The organism is Micromonospora rhizosphaerae, from assembly GCF_900091465.1.
In the GTDB taxonomy this organism is placed as follows: Bacteria; Actinomycetota; Actinomycetes; order Mycobacteriales; family Micromonosporaceae; genus Micromonospora; species Micromonospora rhizosphaerae.
Map to the genome: position 1 here is coordinate 6,068,158 of NZ_FMHV01000002.1, position 18,799 is coordinate 6,086,956.

At 73.6% G+C, this 18,799-nt stretch carries 17 protein-coding genes; 6 read left to right on the top strand and 11 right to left on the bottom strand.

Annotated elements, in window-relative coordinates:
- Positions 1–48: 48 nt before the first annotated feature.
- The 6 genes from GA0070624_RS28590 to GA0070624_RS28615 form a co-directional block, all read right to left on the bottom strand.
- Positions 49–1,296 carry an MFS transporter gene (locus GA0070624_RS28590; RefSeq protein WP_091345986.1) on the bottom strand — a complete coding sequence of 416 codons (1,248 nt, stop codon included), beginning with the start codon at positions 1,294–1,296 and terminating at the stop codon, positions 49–51.
- A 71-nt stretch (positions 1,297–1,367) separates the two neighbouring features.
- Entirely contained in the window at positions 1,368–1,943 is a 576-nt protein-coding gene (locus GA0070624_RS28595) for an ArsR/SmtB family transcription factor (protein WP_091345987.1), read from the bottom strand.
- A 25-nt stretch (positions 1,944–1,968) separates the two neighbouring features.
- Positions 1,969–3,636, bottom strand: a complete 1,668-nt coding sequence (locus GA0070624_RS28600; protein WP_091345988.1) for a CocE/NonD family hydrolase — start codon at positions 3,634–3,636, stop codon at positions 1,969–1,971.
- 13 nt (positions 3,637–3,649) lie between these two features.
- Positions 3,650–5,125 (bottom strand): alkaline phosphatase PhoX, encoded by a 1,476-nt coding sequence (locus GA0070624_RS28605; RefSeq protein WP_091345989.1) that lies wholly within the window; start codon positions 5,123–5,125, stop codon positions 3,650–3,652.
- A gap of 95 nt (positions 5,126–5,220) precedes the next feature.
- Positions 5,221–6,093: a lytic transglycosylase domain-containing protein gene (locus GA0070624_RS28610; RefSeq protein WP_091345990.1), complete on the bottom strand. Its 873-nt coding sequence runs from the start codon at positions 6,091–6,093 to the stop codon at positions 5,221–5,223.
- Complete coding sequence (locus GA0070624_RS28615) at positions 6,093–7,490, bottom strand: DedA family protein (protein ID WP_091345991.1); 1,398 nt, start codon at positions 7,488–7,490, stop codon at positions 6,093–6,095. The genes GA0070624_RS28610 and GA0070624_RS28615 overlap by 1 nt, the downstream gene beginning before the upstream one ends.
- A gap of 133 nt (positions 7,491–7,623) precedes the next feature.
- Between GA0070624_RS28615 and typA the strand changes: the two genes are divergently transcribed.
- A complete protein-coding gene (gene typA / locus GA0070624_RS28620) occupies positions 7,624–9,492 on the top strand; it encodes a translational GTPase TypA (RefSeq protein WP_091345992.1) in 1,869 nt (622 codons plus the stop codon).
- 195 nt (positions 9,493–9,687) lie between these two features.
- On the opposite strand, the gene GA0070624_RS28625 is transcribed toward typA, so the two are convergent.
- Positions 9,688–10,353: a class I SAM-dependent methyltransferase gene (locus GA0070624_RS28625; RefSeq protein ID WP_091345993.1), complete on the bottom strand. Its 666-nt coding sequence runs from the start codon at positions 10,351–10,353 to the stop codon at positions 9,688–9,690.
- A 71-nt stretch (positions 10,354–10,424) separates the two neighbouring features.
- On the opposite strand from GA0070624_RS28625, the gene GA0070624_RS28630 reads away from it, so the two are divergent.
- Positions 10,425–11,288, top strand: a complete 864-nt coding sequence (locus GA0070624_RS28630; RefSeq protein WP_091345994.1) for a serine hydrolase — start codon at positions 10,425–10,427, stop codon at positions 11,286–11,288.
- A gap of 8 nt (positions 11,289–11,296) precedes the next feature.
- Here the strand turns inward: GA0070624_RS28630 and GA0070624_RS28635 are convergent, their stop codons facing one another.
- Positions 11,297–12,094, bottom strand: a complete 798-nt coding sequence (locus GA0070624_RS28635) for a tyrosine-protein phosphatase (protein ID WP_091345995.1) — start codon at positions 12,092–12,094, stop codon at positions 11,297–11,299.
- Positions 12,095–12,138: 44 nt separating this feature from the next.
- Between GA0070624_RS28635 and GA0070624_RS28640 the strand changes: the two genes are divergently transcribed.
- Both GA0070624_RS28640 and GA0070624_RS28645 read left to right on the top strand, forming a co-directional pair.
- Positions 12,139–13,236 (top strand): mandelate racemase/muconate lactonizing enzyme family protein, encoded by a 1,098-nt coding sequence (locus GA0070624_RS28640; protein WP_091345996.1) that lies wholly within the window; start codon positions 12,139–12,141, stop codon positions 13,234–13,236.
- A gap of 58 nt (positions 13,237–13,294) precedes the next feature.
- The gene (locus tag GA0070624_RS28645; protein WP_091345997.1) at positions 13,295–14,230 is read left to right on the top strand and encodes a C40 family peptidase; all 936 of its coding nucleotides are present in this window, start codon (positions 13,295–13,297) and stop codon (positions 14,228–14,230) included.
- A 54-nt stretch (positions 14,231–14,284) separates the two neighbouring features.
- Here GA0070624_RS28645 and GA0070624_RS28650 read toward each other — a convergent pair whose 3' ends face one another.
- The 3 genes from GA0070624_RS28650 to pnuC all read right to left on the bottom strand — a co-directional run bounded on the left by GA0070624_RS28650 (position 14,285) and on the right by pnuC (position 17,396).
- The gene (locus tag GA0070624_RS28650) at positions 14,285–15,283 is read right to left on the bottom strand and encodes a TerC family protein (protein WP_091345998.1); all 999 of its coding nucleotides are present in this window, start codon (positions 15,281–15,283) and stop codon (positions 14,285–14,287) included.
- A 347-nt stretch (positions 15,284–15,630) separates the two neighbouring features.
- Positions 15,631–16,743, bottom strand: a complete 1,113-nt coding sequence (locus GA0070624_RS28655) for an AAA family ATPase (RefSeq protein ID WP_245719048.1) — start codon at positions 16,741–16,743, stop codon at positions 15,631–15,633.
- On the bottom strand, positions 16,740–17,396 hold the full coding sequence (gene pnuC, locus GA0070624_RS28660; protein ID WP_091345999.1) for a nicotinamide riboside transporter PnuC: 657 nt from the start codon (positions 17,394–17,396) through the stop codon (positions 16,740–16,742). The genes GA0070624_RS28655 and pnuC overlap by 4 nt, the downstream gene beginning before the upstream one ends.
- 101 nt (positions 17,397–17,497) lie before the next feature.
- Here pnuC and GA0070624_RS28665 point away from each other — a divergent pair, with 101 nt between their 5' ends.
- Together GA0070624_RS28665 and GA0070624_RS28670 are read left to right on the top strand one after the other, a co-directional pair.
- Positions 17,498–17,791, top strand: coding sequence for an antibiotic biosynthesis monooxygenase family protein (locus tag GA0070624_RS28665; RefSeq protein ID WP_091346010.1), 294 nt, complete (start codon positions 17,498–17,500; stop codon positions 17,789–17,791).
- Positions 17,792–17,970: 179 nt separating this feature from the next.
- Positions 17,971–18,732, top strand: coding sequence for an SDR family oxidoreductase (locus GA0070624_RS28670; RefSeq protein WP_091350009.1), 762 nt, complete (start codon positions 17,971–17,973; stop codon positions 18,730–18,732).
- The last annotated feature ends 67 nt before the right edge of the window (positions 18,733–18,799 follow it).

Sequence of the window (18,799 nt, forward strand, 5' to 3'; positions counted from 1 at the left end):
CTCCGTGCCGGTGGCGGCGGTCGGCTCCCGACCGCCGCCGCAGCGCATTCAGGCGGGTCGCGCCGCCGCCGGCAGGTCCCGTCGCCGCCGCAGCGGCCCGACGAGCAGGATCAGCGGGGTGAGCGCCAGCCAGCCGGTCATCGCCCAGATCGCCCGGCCCGGCCCGTACGCGCTGCCCAGCGCCCCGGCCAGCACCGCCGCCAGCGGGATGGTGCCGAAGTTGAGCAGCTGCATGCTGACCGTCACCCGGCCCAGCAGGGCGTGCGGGGTGTACGTCTGCCGGAAGCTGCCCTTGACCACGTTGCCCACGGCGACCGCGAGACTGACCACCACGCCCCCGAGGACCAGCCAGAGCACCTGGGCGCCGGGACCGGCGAGCGGGATGAGCAGCGCGGGCGGCCCGGTGCCCAGGGCGGCCAGCAGCAGCGCGCGGGCGGTGCCGACCCGGCGGGCGAGGGCCGTGGCGATGGTCGCGCCGACGATGCCGCCCAGGCTGGCCAGGCCGATCAGCAGGCCGACCAGGCCGGGCGACAGCCCCGCCGAGCGGACCAGGAACACCACCAGCACGGCCTGGTAGCCGGTGAGCCCGATGTTGCTGGCCGCCCCGAAGACCGCCAGCACCCGCAGGTACGGATCCCGGGCGACGAAGCGGATGCCGGCCGCCACCTCCCGGCGCAGCGAGGGCGGGCCGTCGGGGCGGCGCGGCCGACGCTCCACCGTCCGGATGCGCCACAGGCAGGCCGCCGAGACCAGGAAGCTCACCGCGTCGAGCAGCAACGCGGTCACCGCACCGGCGAGCTGGGCGACGAGGCCGGCCAGCCCCGGGCCGACCACGTAACTCGCGGTCTGGGTGGCCTGCAGCTTCGCGTTGCCCTCCGGCACCTCGTCGGGCCGCAGCAGGGTGGGCAGGTAGACCTGGTGGGCGGTCTCGAAGAAGACCCGGGCCAGGCCCGCGCCCAGCGCCACGGCCAGCAACTGGCCGACGGTGAGCACCTTGAGGAGGGCGGCCACCGGCACGCTGAGGAACAGCAGCGCCGACACCAGGTCGCAGCCGATCATCACCGGCCGGCGGCGCAGCCGGTCCACCCAGGCCCCGGCCGGCAGCCCGACCAGCAGCCACGGCAGCCACGCCGCGGCGGTGAGGACGGCGACCTGGAAGGTGGACGCGTCCAGCACGGCCACCGCGACCAGGGGCAGCGCGACGGTGGTCACGTTGCTGCCGATGCTGCTGACGGTCTGCCCGGTCCAGAGCAGCCGGAAGTCCCGGTGCCGGAGCAGGCCGCCGCGCCGCCGCATCGTCACGTCCGATGCCCGGGTACGAGAGACCGGCGCGGCGCCAGCCGGCGGGTGGCTGGTCGAGGGCGCGGTCACGGCTGCGCCGGAATGCCGTACGCGAAGAGGAAGACCGGTTCCCGGCGCTGTCCGTCGTCGGGCACCTCGCGGTCCCCCCACCGGGCGAACAGGTCGATCACCTCGCGCCCCAGCTGGGCCAGCTCCTCCGGGGTCAGGTGCAGCCATCGGTCGGTGGAGAAGGGCCCCTCGCCCCAGGCGGCGTGGGTCTCGTCGTCGGCGGCGTGCCAGGCGCGGGCCAGCGAGACGTGCCGATCCAGGTTGAGCGAGGCGGCGGCGTCGGCGACCGCGCGGGCGGCGGGGTCGGCGTCGAAGTCGGCGTTGGACCAGCGCACGCCGCGGTGCACCAGCTGCCACCACCGCTCCCGGCGGTCCCGGGCCAACTCGGGCGCCTCCGCCACGAGTTCCGCGGCCGCCAGCACCTTGAGGTGGTGGCTGACGTTTGCCGGAGCCTGGCCGGTCCGCTCGGCGAGCAGGCCGACGGTCGACGGACCGTGCACCTTGAGCACGTCCATCAACCGTCGGCGCAGCGGGTGGGACAGCGCGGCGAGGACGCGGGAGTCGGTCACCTGTCGGACTTCGGGATTCGACATGCCGACAGCCTGGCATCTGCAACAGCTATTGCGCAATATCTGTTGCGAAACAGGCCGGACCGGTCAGGATGGGCAGGACGATCGCCGACGGGTGCTCCGGGTCGTGCAGGATCTCCCGTCGGCCGGCACGGAGGGTCACGGCAGTGCCGAGGGGTTCGCCGGTGCCCGGATTGCGGGCGTACCGGGGATGGGCGCCGCCGGAGACCTGCACCCGCAGCCGGTGCCCGGGGGCGAACCGGTGCGCGGTCGGCCAGAGGGTGACCGGCACCCGCACCGCCCCGGACGGATCGGCCGGGAAGCGGCCCGGCGCGACCCGGACCAGGCCATCACAGACGTTCCACGACCGGCCCCGGCGGTCCACGTCGCAGAGCCGCACGAAGACGTCGAGGTAGGACAGCTCACCGCGGACGTGGATCTCGGCGTGGACCGGACCGACCACCTCGACCGGCGCGTCGAGCCGCGCGCTGGTGTAGGTGAGCACGTCGGGGCGCGCCTCCACCGGCCGGTTGTCCACCGCGCCGGCCCGCTGGGCGACCAGGAGCGGACCACCGAGCGACGGCGTGGGGTCGGCGGGGTCGTACCAGATCGCGTCGGGCGCCGACGGCGTCGGCCGGGCCGGCGCGAGGGCACCGCCGGCGTGCAGGTGCCACCGGGTGGGTACGGCCGGCGGCGGCCAGTCGGGCAGGTCCCGCCAGCCGCCGCCCTCGCCGCAGACGTGCACCCGCACCGGTGCCCGGCGGGGCGTCGGCCGCCCGGCCAGGTGCTCGTCGAGCCAGTCGAGACCCTCCCGCAGGGCGGCCACGAACAGGCCGGGGCTGCCGTGGGTCCACGGCCCGATGGTCAGTCGCGGGCGGGCGCCGGCGGCGCGCAGCGCGGCGTAGTCCTCCAGCTGGGCGGGGAGGAAGATGTCCTGCCAGCCACTGATCATGGCCACCGGCGCCCGCACCTCGGCGATCCGGCCGCCGAAGATCCGGGGTCGCCAGTAGTCGGCGTCCGGGGTGTGGTGGCGCAGCCACTCCTGGAAGAACGGCACGGTCACGCCGGTGGCGATCCGGTCGGCCTCGACGAGCGGCAGGTGGGCCAGCGCGGCGGTCAGCCGGGGCTGCCCCCGCTTGAGCTCCCACTGCCGGGCCAGCCACGGCACGGTCTGCGCCTGGAGCAGCTCCGTCCAGGTCAGCACGGTGTCCAGGGCGAAGGACTCGCCCGCGTACGTCGAGTCACGGGTGGCCGAGGCGGTCGCCACCGCGACCATCCCCCGCAGCTCGTCGGCCGCCTCGGCGGCCAGCGCCCACTGCACGAAGCCCTGGTAGCTGGCGCCGAACATGCCGAACGTCCCGGACCACCAGGGCTGCCGGCGCAGCCAGTCGACCGTGTCCAGGCCGTCGTCGCGCTCGTGCACCAGCGGGGCGAACTCCCCGCCGGAGCCGTAGGTGCCCCGACAGGACTGGATCACCACGTGGAAGCCGCGTTCGGCGGCGAGCCGGCCGAGCAGCCGCATCGGCCCGCCCCGACCGTACGGGGTGCGGATGAGCACGGTCGGGGCGGGCAGGTCCGGGGCGTAGTGGTCGGTACGGAGGGTGACGCCGTCGCGGACCCGGACCGGGATGTCCCGGGTCACCGCGACCCGCCGGGTCCGGGCGGCGGGCAGCCGCAGCACGGCGGTGGCGAGTCGGGTGGCGAGCCGATCCAGCACGTCGCTCGTCCGGTCAGACCCCGATGCCGCGCCAGTCGCCCCAGATCGCGAACGTCAGCCCCCGGCTCGCCTGGATGTTGACGAACAGCGTGTGCCCGTCCGGGCTGAACGTGGACCCGGCGAACTCGTCGTTCGACCGGTCCGCCCCGGTGCTGCTGACCAGCCGGTTCAACGCGATGTCGAACAACTCGCCGTGCGGGGTCAGGCCGCGTACGTAGTTGTCGGCCACGTTGTCCTCGCAGACGACGATGGTGCCGCGCGGGCTGGTGGTCACGTTGTCCGGGAAGTCGAGCACGTCCGGCCCGGGCGACTCGTAGACCAGACGCAGCACCTGCGACCGGCAGTCGTACGCCCAGACCTGGCCGTGCCCGTTGCCGTAACCGTCGGCGATCGGCCCGGTGGACGCCTCGGCCGGCCCACCGCCCTGGGTGGCGGTGAAGTAGACGACGCCGTCGTCGTACGCCGAGCCCTCCAGCCGCGAGAAGTACGCCGCGCCGCGCGCCCAACCCTGCCGGGAGACGTACGTCAGGGCCGTGTCGTTGCTGGTCGGCGCCGCCTCGCCCGGGGTGTAGGGGAACTCGGGCGCCGGGTCGTCGATGTCCACCCACTGCACCGGATAGGTCGCGTGCCGGGGCTGCGCCGCGGCCAGGTCGAGGTTGGGCCGGTCACGCACGGCGAGCATCTGCAACCGGCCGCCGTCGCCCAGCCGACCGGACCGCATCGGGTGCTCCGGCGGGGTGTACCGGTAGAAACCGGACGCGTAGCCGAAGTTGTCCTCGGTCAGATAGAGGTGGCCGTCGACCGGGTCGAACGCCACCGACTCGTGGGCGAACCGGCCGGCCGCGGTGAGCGGACGCCGCTCGGACGGTCCGTCCACCGGGACCTCGAAGATGAAGCCGTGCGGCCGGGTGAGCGGCACGTTCGACGTGCCGGTGAAGTCCGGGCCGACGTCCGGGCCGTTGACCGTCTCCTCGCAGCTGATCCAGCTGCCCCACGGCATCCGGCCGCCGGAGCAGTTCATCATGGTGCCGTTCAGGCTGGTCCAGGCCCGGCGTACCTCGCCGAACCGGGTGACCTCGATGGTGGTGGTGCCGCCCTGGGCCATCGGGTCGTACGCCAGGGAGGCATCGCCGAAGGCGGCACCGGGGCTGTTCACCTCGTGGTTGCGGACCAGCCGGATCGTGTCGCCGGGGCCACGGAAGGCGCCCATGCCGTCGTGGCGACCGGGCAGCCGGGTGCCGTCGTCGAGGACGACCGGGAACTCGGTGTCGTGGAACGACCGGTACTGGAAGCCCGCCGGCAGGTGCAGGCGCACCTTGCCGTCGCGCAGGTCCGGCACCGGGCCGAGGGTGGGGTGGGGCGCCGGGCGGCTGCCTACCGCCCCCGCCTCGCCACGAGCGACGAAGCCGAGGAACGGGCCGCCGAGGACGGCGCCGCCGGCCGCGGCCGCAGCACCGCGGAGCAGGGAACGCCGGTTGACTTCGGGCATCGGGACTCCTTTGTCTCCGGTGGCCCCGTCGGTCGGGACCGGTCCAAAGTGATCCTTGTCACCTGGCAACCGCGTTGGCATCCCTCAAACGGTCGTCAGTAACTCAGGCAGACGCACTCCGTCATCAGCGCCCGCACGTTGCGCACGTACTGCGGGTTGGGGATGGCCAGCGGCTCGCCCTCCTGGGCCACCGCGCCGTGCCCGTAGTTGTACGCCGAGATGATGGCGTTGAGCAGGCAGGAATTCAGCTCGTCGGTGCAGAGCGAGGCGTCCAGCCGGTAGTCGGACTCGAAGTACATGTCGCCGATGTACTTGGTGAGCCAGGCGAGGTAGTTGGCGCCCAGGTAGGCGTTGTCCTGGTAGTCGTTGATGTCGTACGACTGGCCGAAGCGCTGGTTCATCCAGTCCGCGGTGGCGGGCATGACCTGCATCAGCCCGATCCCGCCGTCGCAGGCGATGATGTTCGACTGCCAGCCGCTCTCCTGCCAGGCCGTCGCCTTGAGCAGGGTGAGCGGAATCTTGATGTCCGGGGCTGAGGTCGGCCAGTAGGTCTTCGCCGCGGCGTCGCCCAGCGCCGCCTTCACCTGGCTGCGGGTCGCCTGGGTGCCCTTGTAGGTCGGCTCGCAGCCGCTCGGCGCCGGCTTCGGCGGGGGTGGCGGCACCCGCGTCTCGGTGGGCGGCTTCGGGGTGGGCAGCGGTCCGGCCACGGTCCGGGTCGGCTTCGGCTTCGTCGTGGGCTTGGCGGTCCGGCTGGCCGTGGCGCTGGGCGCGGCACCCATCCCCTCGACCGCCGGCGGCGCCTCGCTCGGCTGGTCGGCCGGCGCCTCCGCGGGCAACTCGGTCGGCAGCCCGGCCGGCGCGGCCACCTCCCGCGGCACGCGGTCCTCGCCGCCGCACCCAGCGATTCCGCCCGCCAGCAGCAATCCGGCGACCACCGCCGCGCTCACCCGGCCGATCCGTCGGCGCATCAGACCCCTCCCCCGTGGCTGTCCGACCGGCACCCTAGCAAGGATCGGGCGGGTGGCGCGTCCTCGCCGACCGCCCGGTCCCGGGTGGCCCAGGCGACCATGAACACCACCGTCCACGCCACCCCGAGCAGGACCGACGTGGCCGTACCGCTGGCGGTGCTCCAGCCGAGATAGAGCCGGGCGCCGCCGATGGCGACCACGCCCGCCGCGGCGGCGGTCCAGACCGCCACCGCCGCCGGCCAGCGGGCGCGCCGGGAGAGCAGCCAGGCCAGCGTGCAGAGGCTCGCCGTGGCCACCGCGTTCTGGGTCGGGAAGAGGGCGTCGTCGGCCCCGCCGGGCCCGGTGAGATCGGCCACCAGGGCCAGCACCACCAGCGGCACGAAGGCCCCCACGCTGCCGACCACGCTCAGCAGGTCGGCCCGCCAGGGCCGGGTCCGCCAGGCCAGCACCGCGGCGACCACCGCGACCACCGCGATCAGGAATGACCCGCGCAGCACCGAGGCCGCGGTCAGCGCGGCGTCGACCACCCCGGGGGTACGCCGATCGGCGAACCAGTCCGCGATGAGGCCGTCGACCACCGCCAGTCCGCTGTGCCGCACCACCGCCTCCAGCGCCCAGGCGATGGCCAGCCCGGCGGTGAAGAGCAGCACCAGGCCGGCGGCGAGGTTGAGCAGCAGCGTCCAGGCCGGCCCGATCCGCATGGCGAGCAGGAAGAAGAGCACCCCGTAGCGCCCGCGGAGCCAGCGCACCGGCGGCAGGGCGGCGGCCCGGGCGGCCAGCGCCCGCGCCGGATCGGGATTGCGCCCCAGCCACCGCCCCGCCAGCACCACCGCGGCGAGGCAGAGCAGCAGCACGAGCACCGCGCCGGTGGCCCGGCCGAGCAGGCGGGAGACCGTCTGATACGACTCTCCGGCCAGGTAGCCGAGCAGAACGGAGCCACCCACCCAGGTCACCACCCCGCCCAGGTTCCACGGCGCGAACCGCCGGTACGGCATCCCGGCGGCGCCGGCCAGCCGGGGCACCAGGGTGCGGGCGAAAGCCACCCAGCGGGCGGCGAACACGCCCCGCCCACCGAGCCGGGCGAGCATCGCGTCCGCCCGACCCAACCGTTCGGGGCCGACCCGGGCGCCCAGCCCGCCGGCGCGCAGCCGGCCGTACCGACGGCCGGCCCGGAAGGCGAGTGTGTCGCCGATCACGGCCGCGACCGTCATCACCAGCAGCGCCGGGACGAGCCGCAGCGTCCCCGCGTACGCTAGGAAGCCGACCAGCAGCAGGGTCGCCTCGCCCGGCACCAGCAGACCGAAGATCACCGCGGTCTCCCCCGCGACGATCGTCGCGGCGGCCACGTAGATCAGCAGGGACGGCAGGCCCTGCAGCGACGTCAGCAGGTCAGGCATCCGGTCCCCAGGAACACGGGGCCAGCATGCCAGCCGCTGGAACGGTCGGAACAGCAGTTTCGGCACAGATCCGGGCGATCTCGGGGTGACCCCGACACGCGCCTCCGCAACCGCAGACAGGAGTATGGAGGGTATGCAGCTTCGCACCGACCTCCGCAACGTCGCCATCATCGCCCACGTCGACCACGGCAAGACAACCCTGGTCGACGCCATGTTGCGGCAGGCCGGCGCCTACGGGGCCCGTGGCGAGGTCACCGAGCGGGTCATGGACTCGATGGACCTCGAGCGGGAAAAGGGCATCACCATCCTGGCCAAGAACACCGGCGTGCACTACATGCCGGCTGACGGGTCCGACCCGGTCACCATCAACATCATCGACACCCCCGGGCACGCCGACTTCGGCGGCGAGGTCGAGCGCGGCCTCACCATGGTCGACGGGGTGCTGCTGCTGGTCGACGCCAGCGAGGGCCCGCTGCCGCAGACCCGGTTCGTGCTCCGCAAGGCCCTCAAGGCCCGGCTGCCGATCATCCTGGTGATCAACAAGGTGGACCGGCCCGACGCCCGGATCAAGGAGGTCGTGGACGACACCTACGAGCTCTTCCTCGACCTGGACGCCGACGAGGAGCAGATCGACTTCCCGATCGTCTACGCCTGCGCGCGCGACGGCATCGCCTCGCTGACCCAGCCCGCCGACGGCGCCGTGCCGAACGACAGCCACAACCTGGAGCCGCTGTTCCGCACCCTGCTGGACACCATCCCGGCGCCCGCGTACGAGGAGGACGCGCCGCTGCAGGCGCACGTCACCAACCTCGACGCCTCGCCGTTCCTCGGCCGGCTGGCGCTGTGCCGGGTGCGGCAGGGCACCATCAGCAAGGGCCAGACGGTGGCCTGGTGCCGCACCGACGGCAGCACCCAGCGGGTCCGCATCTCCGAGCTGCTGATGACCGAGGGCCTGGAGCGCAAGCCGGCCGAGAGCGCCGGCCCGGGCGACATCATCGCGGTCGCCGGCATCCCGGAGATCATGATCGGTGAGACCCTGGCCGACGCGGAGAACCCGCTCCCGCTGCCGCTGATCACCGTGGACGAGCCGGCCATCTCGATGACCATCGGCACCAACAACTCGCCGCTGGTCGGCCGGGTCAAGGGCGCCAAGGTCACCGCCCGGATGGTGAAGGACCGCCTCGACAAGGAACTGATCGGCAACGTCTCGCTTCGGGTGCTGCCGACCGAGCGGCCGGACGCCTGGGAGGTGCAGGGCCGGGGCGAGCTGGCGCTGGCCATCCTGGTCGAGCAGATGCGCCGCGAGCAGTACGAGCTGACCGTCGGCAAGCCGCAGGTGGTGACGAAGGAGATCGACGGGAAGACCTGCGAGCCGGTCGAGCGGCTGACCATCGACGCCCCCGAGGAGTACCTCGGCGCGATCACCCAGCTGCTGGCCACCCGCAAGGGCCGGATGGAGCAGCTGGTCAACCACGGCACCGGCTGGATCCGGATGGAGTGGCTGGTCCCGGCGCGCGGCCTGATCGGCTTCCGCACCGAGTTCCTCACCGAGACCCGGGGCACCGGCATCCTGCACCACGTCTTCGAGTCCTACGAGCCGTGGTTCGGTGAGCTGCGTACCCGGGCCACCGGCTCGCTGGTCGCCGACCGCTCGGGCGCGGTCACCGCGTTCGCGATGACCAACCTGCAGGAGCGCGGCCAGCTCTTCGTCGAGCCGGGCACCGAGGTGTACGAGGGCATGATCGTCGGGGAGAACTCCCGTACCGACGACATGGACGTCAACATCACCAAGGAGAAGAAGCTCACCAACATGCGCTCCTCGACCTCCGAGGAGACCGAGAAGCTGATCCCGCCCCGCAAGCTGTCGCTGGAGCAGGCGCTCGAGTTCTGCCGCGAGGACGAGTGCGTCGAGGTGACCCCGGCGGCGGTGCGCATCCGCAAGGTCGTGCTCGACCAGACCCAGCGCGGCCGGATGGCCGCCCGCCGCAAGCACGCCGGCTGACCCACTCCCGGCCCCACTGGAGCCCGGACCGCCCACGCGGTCCGGGCTCCGCTGTCTCCCTCCCCCTCCCCCCGCCGCCCAGCTCTGTTGATCATGAAGTTGTTGCCCTCCACCCCGGCGTGTCTGAGCAATAACGTCATGATCGGCCGGGGCGGGGCGGGGGCCGGGGTGGGGGGTGGGGTGGGGGTGGTCGGGTCAGGTGGGTTTGGTGGCCTGGAGGGCGAGGATGTCGGGGACGGGGCCGGAGCCGGACTCCTCAACTCTGGTCAGCACCAGACCGGCCCGGGCGACGGCGTTGCACAGATCGGCAAGGGGCACGTGCCAGGCGCCGACGCGCGCCCGCACCCCGGTCGGATTCCAGGTCCGGAAGGTGCGATCCCGCTCGGCATAGCCGCCGTCGATCACGATCCGCTGCGGATCGGACCGGTCGGCGAACGCGCCGCAGAAGCAGGGGTGCACGCCGACGTGCACCAGCCGGCCACCCGGCGCCAGCACCCGGGCCGCCTCGGCGATCGTCGCCGGGTAATCCGGCATGTCGGTATGGGCGAGCACGCAGACCGCGGCCGGCACCGCGGCGTCGGGCAGCGGCAGCGCGGTCGCGTCGGCCCGGGCCACCGGCAGCCGGGCCCGGGCGTACCGAAGTTGCCCGGCCGAAAGGTCCACCCCGACCGGATCCCAGCCCAGCCGGCGCAGCTCGGCGGCGTACGCCCCGGTGCCGCAGCACACGTCCAGGCAGCGCCCCGGGCCGGTGCCGAGCAACCGCGCCAGCAGGTCCCGGACCCGTCGGCTGTAGTCGCTCGCGGAGTTCGTTACGTAGTCCTCGTACCAGTCGGCGATGGCGTCGTACGCGGCGGTCGTCATACCCGCACGCTAGAGCCGCGCGCGGCGGACCGCTGTCCCGCCCGCGTCGATGATCGGCTACGGTCACCGGCATGACCTGGGAGGATCTCGACGCCCAACTGGACAAGGTGCCCGGCACCGTCTCCGGGTACATGGCGCGGCTGGGCGCGCGGCCAACCTGGACCCGGCTGCCCGACGCCACCCATTACGCGGCCAGCACCATGAAGATCGCGGTGCTGGTCGCGCTCTACCGCGCCGCCGACGCGGGCACCCTCGACCTGGACACCCCGATCCCGGTCCAGAACTCGTTCGACTCCGCCCAGCCGGGCGCGCCCCGCTTCGCCTGTGCCGAGCACTACGACAACGACGACGCGGTCTGGGACCGGGTCGGCGGCACGGCACCGCTGCGCTGGCTCGCCGAGCGGATGATCGTCCGCTCCAGCAACCTGGCCACCAACATCGTGCTCGGCCAGGTCGGGCTGCCGGCGGTGGCCGAGGCGTGGGCGCTGGGCGGGGCCCGGCACAGCGTCACCGGCCGGGGCATCGAGGACTTCGCCGCCCGGGAGGCCGGCATCGACAACCTGGTCACCGCCGCTGACCTGGCCGCCGTGCTCGGCGCGCTGGCCGCCGGGGCGGAGCGGCCCGGCCCGCTCGCCTCCCCGGCGAGCTGTGCCGCGATGCTCGAGGTGCTCTTCGCGCAGGAGCACCGCGAGGACCTCGCCGCCGGGCTGCCGGAGGGCACCCGGATCGCGCACAAGAACGGCTGGATACGTGGAATCCGACACGGCGCCGGCGTGGTCTTCCCGCCCGACGCCCCGCCGTACGTGATCGTCGTCTGCACCACCACCGAACTGGCCGACGGCGGCCCCAGCGGCGAGGAGATCGACGACGCCTGCCGGCTCATCGCCGACATCTCGGCCCGCGTCTGGGACGCCCGCCACGCCCTGACGGACTGAGCGGGACGTCACTCCAACAGGTTGTCCCGCAGCGCGCCGACCACCTCGTCGGTGACCCCCAGCCCGTCGCGCAGGTACGCCCCGAACGAGCCGTGCACCCGCCGCACCTCGTCGTACGCGGCGTCCAGGTACTCCGGCCGCACTTCCAGCAGCGGCCGGGCCGTCGCCGGGTCGAGGTCGGGCTGCTGGCGGGTCATCGCCGCCAGCAGCACCTCGCGCAGGCTCTCCGTCAGCTCGTTGTGCCGCAGGTAGTCGGCCCGAATCGCCGCCTCGTCCACGCCCAGCGCGGTCAGCAGCACCACCGACAGCCAGCCGGTGCGGTCCTTGCCGGCCGAGCAGTGGAACAGCAGCGGCAGGTTCCGCGCCTCGGCCGCCAGCCGAACCGCCGCCCCGAACCCGGCCCGGGCCGACTCCGCGGTGACGAACCATCGATAGATCACTGCCATCACCGCCGGCATGCCCTCCCGGGCGAGCTCGTCGTACGCGGTCAGGTCGTGGCCGAGCAGCACCGCCGAGACGTACGTGAAGACCGGGTGCGCCGGGTCGTAGACCGGCAGGTGCACCACCCGAGGTTCGCCGACCAGCCGGTCCGGCGGGGCGACCTCCTGCTCGGAGCCGTCCCGCAGGTCCACCACGCAGGCCGGGGCCAGCTTGCCCAGCACCGGCAGGTCCTCGTCGGTCAGCCGACCCAGCGCGGCGGTGCGGATCAGCCGGCCGGCGCGGACCAGCCGTCCGTCCGCGGTGGGCAGCCCGCCCAGGTCACGGGCGTTCGGCGCGCCCACCAGTTCCCAGTCCCGCTGCACCATCCGGCCTCCCCTGTTCGCTCCCGCCTGCATATAGGGTGCCGCACATGACCATCGCCGCGGTACGCACCCACCGGCTCTCCGCCCCCTTACACACTCCGTTCGTCACCGCGCTGCGCCGCACCACCACGGTGGACACCCTGGTGGTCGAGCTGATCGACGACGACGGGTGGTCCGGTTTCGGCGAGGCGCCGCAGGTCTGGCAGGTGACCGGGGCGTCCATCGCCGGCGCCGAGGCGTGCGTGCGGGACGTGCTCGCTCCGGCGCTGGTCGGGCGGGACGCGGACGACCTGGTGGCCCGGTGCGGCGAGGTGCAGCGGGCGGTGGTCGGCAACGAGTCCGCCAAGGCCGCCATGGACGTCGCCCTGCACGACCTGGCCGCCCGGCGGCTCGGCGTACCGCTGGTCCGGCTGCTCGGCGGCACCAGCCTGCGGGTGCCGACGGACGTCACGCTGGCCGCCGGTGACGCGGTCGACCTGGCCGCGGCGGCCAAGCAGCGCCAGGCCGAGGGGTTCACCGTGCTGAAGCTCAAGGTGGGCATCGACGCCAGCGGCGACCTGGACCGGGTACGGGCGGTGCGGTCCGCCGTCGGCCCGGGCGTGCGGATCCGGCTGGACGCCAACCAGGGCTGGACGCCGCGGGAGGCGGTCCGGATCATCCGCGGCATCGAGGACGCCGGGCTGGACGTGGAGTTGGTCGAGCAGCCCGTCGCCCGCTGGGACCTGGACGGGCTGGCCTGGGTCAGCGACCGGGTGGAGCTGCCGATCCTCGCCGACGAGTCGGTGTTCGGCGTCCGCGACCTGGTCGAGGTGATCCGCCGCCGGGCGGCCGACATGGTGAACGTCAAGCTGGCCAAGTGCGGCGGCCTGCACCCGGCCCGCACGCTCCTCGACCTGGCGGCCGCGCACGGCGTCGGCACGATCGTCGGCTCGATGATGGAGAGTCCGATCGGCATCGGCGCGGCGGCCAGCCTGGTCGCCGCCTACGGCACCACGGCCGTGTCGGACCTCGACGCCGCCTGGTGGCTGGCCTGGTCGCCGGTCCGCGGCGGGGTCCGGTACGACGGCGCTACGGTCGTGCTGCCGGACGCCCCCGGCCTCGGCGTCACCTCGGTCTCTGAAGCAAAGATGCAGTCTCGCGGTTGATCGCCGTCAAAATTTTTCATAGTGTCTCCGGAGAAGGCGGCGCGAGGTGGGGGTAGACGTGGAGCTGCAACCGGGCCGCGAGGCCCTCGTCCGGGTCCCGGTGGCGACCCTGTGGAGCGCCCCGGAGGCGGCACGACCGGTAGACCGACCCGCCCTGGCTGCCGCGCCCGACCTGCCGGCCTGGATCGCCGGCATGGACACCGACCAGCAGGTCGGCGAGTGTGTGCTCAGCCAGCTGGTGCTCGGTGAGCGGGTGCTCGTCACCGACCTGCGCCCGGACGGCTGGGCCCACGTGGTCGCCATGGAGCAACCGGCCGCCAAGCTCGACCCGCGCGGCTACCCGGGCTGGCTGCCCGCCGCCCACCTGACCACCGGGCCGGCCGACCCGACGGGGGCCGGACCGGACGGCGCGGCCGCCGCCCTGGTCGTGGACGCCACGGTCACCACACTGCACGCCGCGCCGGACGGGCCGGTGACGCTGCCCGGGGTGGTCCTCGGCACCCGCCTCGCCCCGGCCGGCCGGGCCGTCGACGGGTGGCGACCGGTGCACGCTCCGGGGCACGCCGACCCGCTCTGGGTGCCGGAGGGCGACGTGGTCCCGCTGCCCACCGAGCGACCGGAGGCCAAGGAGGTCCTCGCCGTCGCCGAGCGCCTCCGCAGCCTCGTCTACATCTGGGGCGGGATGTCGAGCCACGGCATCGACTGCTCCGGCCTGGTGCACCTGGCCTGGCGACGGTTCGGGGTGACCCTGCCCCGGGACGCCGACGATCAGGCCCGGGCGACCACCCCGCTGGCGCTCGGCGACGAGCGCCCCGGTGACCTCTACTTCTTCGCCCGGCCCGGCCGCCGGATCCACCACGTCGGCATCGTCAGCACCGAGCCGCACGGCGACGACCGGCGGATGCTGAACGCCTGCTACCTGCAGCGCCGGGTGGTGGAGGAGCGGCTCTCCGCCGACCGGGAGGCCACCCTGGTCGGCGCGCACCGCATCTGACCCGTAGGCGGCAGGGGCGCGCCCGACCACGGGAGCGCCCCTGCCGGCGTGGCGTCAACGACGGGCGTCGGCCAGCTCGCGCCGCCGGTCCCGGGACGACTTCACCAGGCTGGCCGCGGTGGCCACGGAGAGGGTGCCGACGATGACGGTCAGGGAGAGCCAGATCGGGATGTGCGGGGCCCAGGCGACGTGCTGGCCGCCGTTGACGAACGGCAGATTGTTATCCGCGAGGGCCTCCAGCACCAGCTTGACCCCGATGAAGCCGAGCACCACGGCCAGCCCGTAGCTCAGGTAGATCAGCCGGTCCAGCAGCCCGCCGAGCAGGAAGTAGAGCTGCCGCAGCCCCATCAGCGCGAAGACGTTCGCCGTGAAGACCAGGTACGGCTGCTGGGTGATGCCGAAGATCGCGGGGATCGAGTCGAGCGCGAAGATCAGGTCGGTGGTGCCGATCGCGATCATCACGATCAGCATCGGGGTGAAGAGCCGCCGGCCGTTCTTCTGCGTGGTCAGCCTCGCGCCGTCGAAGTCCCGGGAGAGCGGCAGCGCCTTGCGGCTCCACCGGATCAGCACGTTCTCGCTGAACTCGTCCTCGTCCGGCTCACCCTGGCGGGCCAGGTTGATCGCCGTGTAGATCAGGAACGCGCCGAAGATGTAGAAGACCCAGGAGAACTGGGAGATCAGCGCGGCGCCCGCGGCGATGAAGCCGCCCCGCATGACCAGCGCCAGCACGATGCCGATGAGCAGCACCTTCTGCTGATACTGCCGGGGCACCCCGAAGCGGGCCATGATGATCACGAAGACGAAGAGGTTGTCCACGGAGAGGCTGTACTCGGTGAGCCACCCGGTGTAGAACTGGCCGGCCGCGCTCGGCCCGGCCGCGAGCCACAGCCCCGCGCCAAAGAGCAGGGCCAGCCCGACGTAGAAGCCGACCCACAGGCTCGACTCGCGGACACTCGGCTCGTGTGGGCGCCGCCCGATGATGAGCAGGTCGACGAGCAGGACCGCGGTCAGTGCGACCAGGGTCCCCGCCCACACCAATCCGGACACGTTCAAATCAATCCTCCGGCAGACACGCAGCGTCGGGCACACCGTACGCCGGGTGAGCGGCGGGGGTGCGTCGACACTGACTCTGGTGACTGTCGGAGGTCTCTTCCGTCACCGACCCGGGGACGGGCCACTGACCGACGGAGCCGGGTCGTGCCGCCGGGGGGCCGACGGTCGTCCGTGCTGACGACTCCGCCACGGGGGAATACTCCCCTCCTCGGCCGCCATTCTTCCCCATCCAGGGTCGTCAGCGCATCTCCGGGCGCCCGGATTGCCGACGGAATCACTTCCCGCCGTGGCGAGGGGCTCATTCTGTGCGGCGTCCTAGGAGGCTAGGCGTAGCAGATCGCGGTGGCTCAGGCCGGCGGGAGCAGCGGGTCGGCGAGGGACCAGCCGGCCGCCAGCAGCGCGTCGCAGGCGGCCACCGCCGTGGCCAGCCGCTCGCGGTGCGGGCCGCGCAGCTCCACCACCGGCACCCCGCAGTCGGCCAGCTCCGCCCGGAACCGCCCGGTCATCCACGCCCGCAGGTGCTCGCCGTCGCGCAGGCCGTCGTCATCGAAGGGCACCCCCACGTGATCGGTCAGCAGGTACAGCGCCGGCCGCCGGGCCGCCGCCCGCACCGCCTCCGACGACAAGCCCAGGTAGCGCTCCTCCCAGACGGCGGTGGCCCGAGCATCGGTGTCGCAGAACAGCAGCGGCCCGCTGACCCGCGCCGCCGCGTCCTCGGCCGCCTGCTGCGCCCGGACCACCTCGAGGAAGTCGTCCCGATCCCAGATGACGTCGAAGACCGTCGCCGCCGGCCGCCGGGCGCGCAGCTCCGCCAGCTTCCGGACGGTCAGCTCGCGGCCGTACTCGGGGACCCAGGCGGTGCCGTACTGGGCGGCGAGGGCGGCGGCCATCGTCGTGGTGCCGGTGGACTCCGCGCCCACCACGACGACCCGGCGGACGAACCAGGCCCGCACCGCCGGGCTCAGCCAGCGCCAGTGCCGGACCGGATCGGCGCGCACCGCGGTCCCGGACACCGGGACCGCCCGCCGGTCCCGGTCCACACAGACCGGCACGGCGTCGAAGCGGCGGGCCAGTTCCTCGCCGTACGCCTCTGAGGAGAAGACCGCGTCGACCGGCTCGCCGCCGACCGCCTCCCGGAAGACCGCGCAGTGGGCGTCCCAGACCGCCGGGTCGGCGTAGTCCACCGGGTGGTCGTCGTACCGGCCGACCACCCGCACCCAGGGCGTGGCCGCGTGCGCCTCGCGCAGCCAGGCGACCCGGTCGGCCAGCGGGATCGACTCCCGCCGGGACGGGGCGACCACCACGGTGACCGCCGCACAGCGGGCCGCGGCGGCCTCGATCAGCGCGTGGTGACCGGCGTGCGGCGGATAGAACTTCCCGACCACCATCCCGTGCCGGAACTCCGGCTCCCCCGTTCGCCCGCCGGCCGGGGCGGGCACCGGGTCGGCCGATGCGGTCACGCGGTCACCGGGGCCGCCGGCCCGGGCGGCACCGGGGTCGGCGTCAACCGCCGCCGCAGGTCCGCCCGCCAGGCCCGCAGCCCGACCACGCAGAGCCCGAGGAAGATCAGGTAGAGCCCCGCCGTCAGCCAGAGCCCCTTGTACGCGTAGAGCGGGATGTAGATGAGGTCGGCCGCGATCCACAGCCACCAGCTCTCCACCAGCTTGCGGGTCTGCCCGTACGTGGCCAGCAGGGAGAGTGCGGTGGTGACCGCGTCGGCCAGCGGCACCGTCGAGTCGGTGGCCCGGTCCAGCAGCAGCCAGAGCCCGCCGGTGAGCACCACCCCGGCGACCGCGAGCGCCCACCACTCGCGCTGGCCGGTGCGAGCGACCGTGAGCCGGCTGCGCCGCTCCCCGCCGAAGAGCCAGTGCCACCAGCCGTACAGACCCAGGGCGACGTAGACGATCTGGAGGCCGGCGTCGGCGTACAGGCCGGCGGTCCAGAAGAGCAGCATGAGCAGGAGCACGTTGGCGATGCCGATCGGCCAGTTCGCGATGTGCTGCCGGGCGACCAGCCACACGTTGACCACGCCGGTGGCGAAGCCGAGCAGCTCGGCCCAGGTGGTGCCGGTCCCGGCGATGCTGAACGCCGTGCTGGTGAGCCAGTCGAGCATGCGTCCTCCCCCGTTCTCGCGCGCTCACCCTAGAGGGCCGGAGGCGACCACGACAGACCCCTGCGCCGCTGGCGCCCTCGGCGGCGTGGGAGGCTTCGGTCATGGTGCTTGAAGTCGCGCTGATCGACGTAACGCCCGGACACGAGGACGATTTCGCCGCCGCGTACCAGCAGGCGCACCCCATCATCGCCGGCGCGGAGGGTTGCCGTTCGGTCCGGATGACCCGGGGCGTCGAGTCCCCGGCCCGGTTTGTGCTCCTGGTCGAGTGGGACTCGGTCGAGGCGCACGACGTCAACTTCCGGCAGTCCGAGCGATTCCAGCAGTGGCGCGCACTGATCGGCCCGCATTTCGCCGGCCCGCCGCTGGTCGAGCACTTCATCGACGTTCCGGTCTGAGCCGTCGACCGGCCGGGCCAGGTCACCCGTCGGTCGCTGTGGAGCCGATGTCGTACCCGTCGGATACCGTGCGTGCGATGCGCCGGCCGCCGGTCCCGACGGGCTCGGGGGCGCCGGGCCCGGTGGCCGCGCGGCGACAACCCTTGCGCCCGCCGCCCGTTGCCGGTTAGGTGTCGATCATGACGGAACGGGTCGCCCTGGTGACCGGCGTGAGCCGGCGGATCGGCATCGGCGCGGCGGTCGCCCGCACGCTCGCGGCGGACGGCTGGCGGCTGCTGCTGACCGGCCTGCCCGACTACGACGACGCCCAGCCCTACGGCGGCGACCCGGAGGGGGTGCCGGCGCTCCTGGCCGAGCTGGGCGACGTCGTCTCCTACCGGCAGGCCGACCTGCTCGACCCGGCCGCGCCCGGGGAGCTGGTCGCCGAGGCGGTACGCCGGCACGGCCGGCTCGACGCGGTGGTGGCGGTGCACGCCTACTCCACCCACACCCCGCTCGGCGCGCTCGACGCCGCCGAGATCGACCGGCACCTGCTGGTGAACGTCCGGGCCACGCTGCTGCTCGCGCAGGCCTTCGCCGCCGCATTCCGGGGCGACGCCGGCGGGCGGCTGGTGCTCTTCTCCAGCGGTCAGCGGCTGGGTCCGATGCCCGGCGAGCTGGCGTACGCGGCCAGCAAGGCCGGCGTGGAGAACCTGACCGTCCAGCTCTCCCCGCTGCTGATGCCGAAGGGCATCACCGTCAACTGTGTCAACCCCGGCCCGACCGACACCGGCTACGCCGACCCGACGCTGCTCGCCGAGGTGGCCCGGCTCTTCCCGGGCGGGCGCTGGGGCACCCCGGAGGACGCCGCGCGGCTCGTCCGGTTCCTCTGCTCCGCCGACGCCGACTGGATCACCGGACAGGTGATCGACTCCGAGGGCGGCTTCCAGCGGCAGCGGTGAGCGCCGCTCCCCTCTCGGCCCGGCCGATCTCCACAACCGGGTCGTCGGTCGGCGCCCGGGTCCACGG

Coding starts and splice junctions, on each gene's coding strand:
- GA0070624_RS28595 (WP_091345987.1), bottom strand. CDS start 1,943: ATGTCGAATCCCGAAGTCCGACAGGTGACCGACTCCCGCGTCCTCGCC.
- GA0070624_RS28590 (WP_091345986.1), bottom strand. CDS start 1,296: ATGCGGCGGCGCGGCGGCCTGCTCCGGCACCGGGACTTCCGGCTGCTC.
- GA0070624_RS28665 (WP_091346010.1), top strand. CDS start 17,498: ATGGTGCTTGAAGTCGCGCTGATCGACGTAACGCCCGGACACGAGGAC.
- GA0070624_RS28605 (WP_091345989.1), bottom strand. CDS start 5,125: ATGCCCGAAGTCAACCGGCGTTCCCTGCTCCGCGGTGCTGCGGCCGCG.
- pnuC (WP_091345999.1), bottom strand. CDS start 17,396: ATGCTCGACTGGCTCACCAGCACGGCGTTCAGCATCGCCGGGACCGGC.
- GA0070624_RS28630 (WP_091345994.1), top strand. CDS start 10,425: ATGACCTGGGAGGATCTCGACGCCCAACTGGACAAGGTGCCCGGCACC.
- GA0070624_RS28670 (WP_091350009.1), top strand. CDS start 17,971: ATGACGGAACGGGTCGCCCTGGTGACCGGCGTGAGCCGGCGGATCGGC.
- GA0070624_RS28610 (WP_091345990.1), bottom strand. CDS start 6,093: ATGCGCCGACGGATCGGCCGGGTGAGCGCGGCGGTGGTCGCCGGATTG.
- GA0070624_RS28615 (WP_091345991.1), bottom strand. CDS start 7,490: ATGCCTGACCTGCTGACGTCGCTGCAGGGCCTGCCGTCCCTGCTGATC.
- typA (WP_091345992.1), top strand. CDS start 7,624: ATGCAGCTTCGCACCGACCTCCGCAACGTCGCCATCATCGCCCACGTC.
- GA0070624_RS28625 (WP_091345993.1), bottom strand. CDS start 10,353: ATGACGACCGCCGCGTACGACGCCATCGCCGACTGGTACGAGGACTAC.
- GA0070624_RS28640 (WP_091345996.1), top strand. CDS start 12,139: ATGACCATCGCCGCGGTACGCACCCACCGGCTCTCCGCCCCCTTACAC.
- GA0070624_RS28635 (WP_091345995.1), bottom strand. CDS start 12,094: ATGGTGCAGCGGGACTGGGAACTGGTGGGCGCGCCGAACGCCCGTGAC.